The organism is Roseimaritima sediminicola, from assembly GCF_009618275.1.
In the GTDB taxonomy this organism is placed as follows: Bacteria; Planctomycetota; Planctomycetia; order Pirellulales; family Pirellulaceae; genus Roseimaritima; species Roseimaritima sediminicola.
Map to the genome: position 1 here is coordinate 1 of NZ_WIAD01000105.1, position 3135 is coordinate 3135.

Sequence of the window (3135 nt, forward strand, 5' to 3'; positions counted from 1 at the left end):
TCCTGTTCTACTCACTCGACGCCCAATTCCAATTTCCGCTGAACCAGCACAAAGGAACAGGCGGAAAATCTTGGACTCGGAAGAATCGCCGGTCTTGAGAAACACATTCGGCACTATCGCAATGGCAAAGACATCACCCAACGTTCACGGAACGTGATGGTTATTGATCTCTTTGGCCTCACGGCTGAACAAGTCCAGGAAAAGTTTCCGGAGGTCTATCAGTGGGTCCTGAATCGTGTGAAAAGCGAACGCGAAAACAAAGTTGGTGGAACCAAAGATTCAATCACCTACGCGGAAAAGTGGTGGTTGTTTGGCAAAACCCGCAACACCTTTCGTCCGGCTTTAAACAGCGTCAGGCGTTACATTGCTACGACGGAAACCGCAAAGCATCGTTTCTTCGTTTGGCTAGACGAATCGATTTTGCCTGACAACATGCTTATCGCGATCGCGATTGATGACCCCGCAATTCTTGGGGTCCTTTCCAGAAGGATTCACGTCTGCTGGGCGTTGGCTACAGGTGGACGTCTTGGAGTCGGCAATGACCCGCGATACAACAAAACGAGATGCTTCGAGACGTTTCCGTTCCCTAACACGGAAGACGCGAAACGCGGAAACATTGGCAAGTTAGCCGAGCAACTGGATGCACATCGCAAGCGTCAACAGGACCTTCATCCCAAATTGACCATGACCGGCATGTACAACGTGCTGGAGAAACTGCGGGCAGGCGAGACGCTGACCGCCAAAGACAAAACGATTCACGAGCAGGGACTTGTCTCGGTGCTGCGACAGATCCATGACGATCTCGACGTCGCTGTTTTCGACGCATACGGCTGGCCGCAAGATCTGGACGACGAAGAGATTCTGCAACGCCTGGTCGATCTGAATCACGAAAGGGCCGCAGAGGAGGCCCGCGGGCTTGTTCGTTGGTTGCGTCCCACATTCCAAAACCCTGACGGCGCAACGCAAACGACGTTCACTGATACAGACAAAACCAAGCCAGCCCAAAAGGCGGCCACAGCGAAGATCGTCAAACAGGACTGGCCCAAGGAGCTGCCGCAACGGATGGTCGCCGTCCAGAGCGCGTTGCTTCGGCACAATGGACCGGCCGACGCTAAGCAGATCGCGGCCTACTACAAACGCGCCAAGAAAGCTGACGTCGCGGAAATGCTCGAGACGCTCGTCGCGGTCGGCTCCGTTCGCCAACTGGAAGACGGTCGCTACGTGGCCTTCACCGGCGAGGCCGCGGCCTAGCTCGTTCACCGAGCTTGAGGTTTATTCAAACCATGAACTCCTTTTCGAGAACATCCAACAACGCCGTTTTCGCTGAGTGATCGTCCTTAAAAAGCTGTCGAAGCATTTGCAATGCCAGCGTTTGAGCATGCTGCCGTGACATACCGATTACGATGCTGCTCGACCTGCTTTTATTAACAGCCCGATCGTCTCCTGTTGGACATTTGCGTGCCTGCAACGCTAGACCAAGCCGTTCAGTGGGAAGATCCCAGCACTCCCTGCCGTGTGCCCGCAAGACCTGGAAGACGTATTCGTTTACTTGGGAGCCACTATCTCCCAGTTGTATCGCAGCAACCGGCTCATTCTCTCTAGACATTTGATCGTCCGTTAAAACTATATTTCAAAGGGACCCAGCCGCGTCAAACGCTGAACAACGCAACGGCCAGTCAGACGCGTAGCTTAACAGAATAGCACCCAAAACGATGGACATATACGCGGTCATTACCGAAAACGACGAATCCGCTTGCCACGACACCACGGGAGTTTCATACCACTTTCCGAGACGCTATGTTCCGCACCTAACGCCAAACACGAAGGTCGTCTTCTACAAAGGACGAACCAGGAAATCCGAGTTTCGCGAAGAACGCCAGTCTGACCACCCACACTATTTTGGTCCCTCCGGGTTCGTCGTGGGAAAGCCAAGGATGGTGGATTTTCGGAGGCACCCCCGGTGGTGTCCGAATGATTCTCCTGTGGTGTCTTCATCCATTACGTTGAAGTTGCCGCGAGAAACGGAAGCAAGCTCTGCGGGGACGCGGGCACGGCCAGGGATATCGCGGTCGGGGTGCGCCCAGTGGTGTCTCTGGCTGGCGGCAAGCATTGGCTGCCGCCAGCATTTTTGATCCGTTAGACCACACCTTTCGGACACCACCGCGGGTGCCTAAGAAAATCCCGCAGTTAGGATGAACCCACAAAATTCCCGGATGGACTGAGAAAAACCAAACTGTAAAAGTTGATTACGCTTCGCTGCGTTGCCGGCGGAGCTGCTCCATCCGCTCGAACGTGGCCTGCTCTTCGGGCCTGACCTGGTCGGCCAGCGACCAGCTACCCCCCGGCAGAGATTACAATAGCCCTTCGGAAGCCAGCTGCCTGCAGCTGCGGCTGCGGTGCGGTGCATCCTCAGAAAAGGGCAATCGGGACATGGGCAATCTGGATACGATCATCGCCGGCATCGCCGCCAGCATATCGGTCGCCGTGGCCGTGGCGTCCCTGGTTGCCGCAATCCGCACCGGCGTACTGAAACGTCTCGATACTTCTGACGTGTCGCAAGCGTCGGCTGAACGACCGGCCGTCGTGACCTACTCAGGACGGACGCGATCCGCCGAGCCTCCGGTGGCTTTCGAAACCGAACAACTAGCTCAGTTCTACAGCCAGGTTCTCTCACAATCGCGGATTAGCTTTTGGTTCAGCCTAGTCTTCGCCTCGTTGGGGTTCGCTGTGATCGTTATCGCTGCTGCCCTCTACACCTCGACCGACAACACGGCGTCGACCGTAGCTCAGTTCATCGCCGGGCTGGTCATCGATGCCGTGGCCGGCCTGTTCTTCGTCCAGTCTCGACGGGCGCAGGACGCGATGGGCACCTTCTTCGATAAGCTCCGCGAAGACCGCCTGCAACTCGAATCCCGCCGGCTGTGCGAAACGATTGAAAACCCGGTTGCGAAAGATGCCCTGAAAGTCGACCTGGCACTCTTCTATGCGGGGGTTGTCAGAAACAAAAGTTCCGCGGACGCGGTCGTCGGCGACTGGCTCACGAAATACGTCGAACGCTCGCACCGCCCAAGACCTGCCGATTGATCAAAAACCCCGAGTCATGCCGACACAACCAACAACCAACAACGCGTCGCT

Annotated in this window: 2 protein-coding genes; both read left to right on the forward strand. The window is 55.9% G+C overall.

Annotated elements, in window-relative coordinates; all coding sequences use genetic code 11:
• Positions 1–105 precede the first annotated feature (105 nt).
• Positions 106–1251: a type IIL restriction-modification enzyme MmeI gene (locus tag GE027_RS22380; protein WP_315852930.1), complete on the forward strand. Its 1146-nt coding sequence runs from the start codon at positions 106–108 to the stop codon at positions 1249–1251.
• Between the two features lie 1179 nt (positions 1252–2430).
• Positions 2431–3084 (forward strand): TRADD-N-associated membrane domain-containing protein, encoded by a 654-nt coding sequence (locus GE027_RS22385; protein ID WP_153559459.1) that lies wholly within the window; start codon positions 2431–2433, stop codon positions 3082–3084.
• Positions 3085–3135 lie beyond the last annotated feature (51 nt).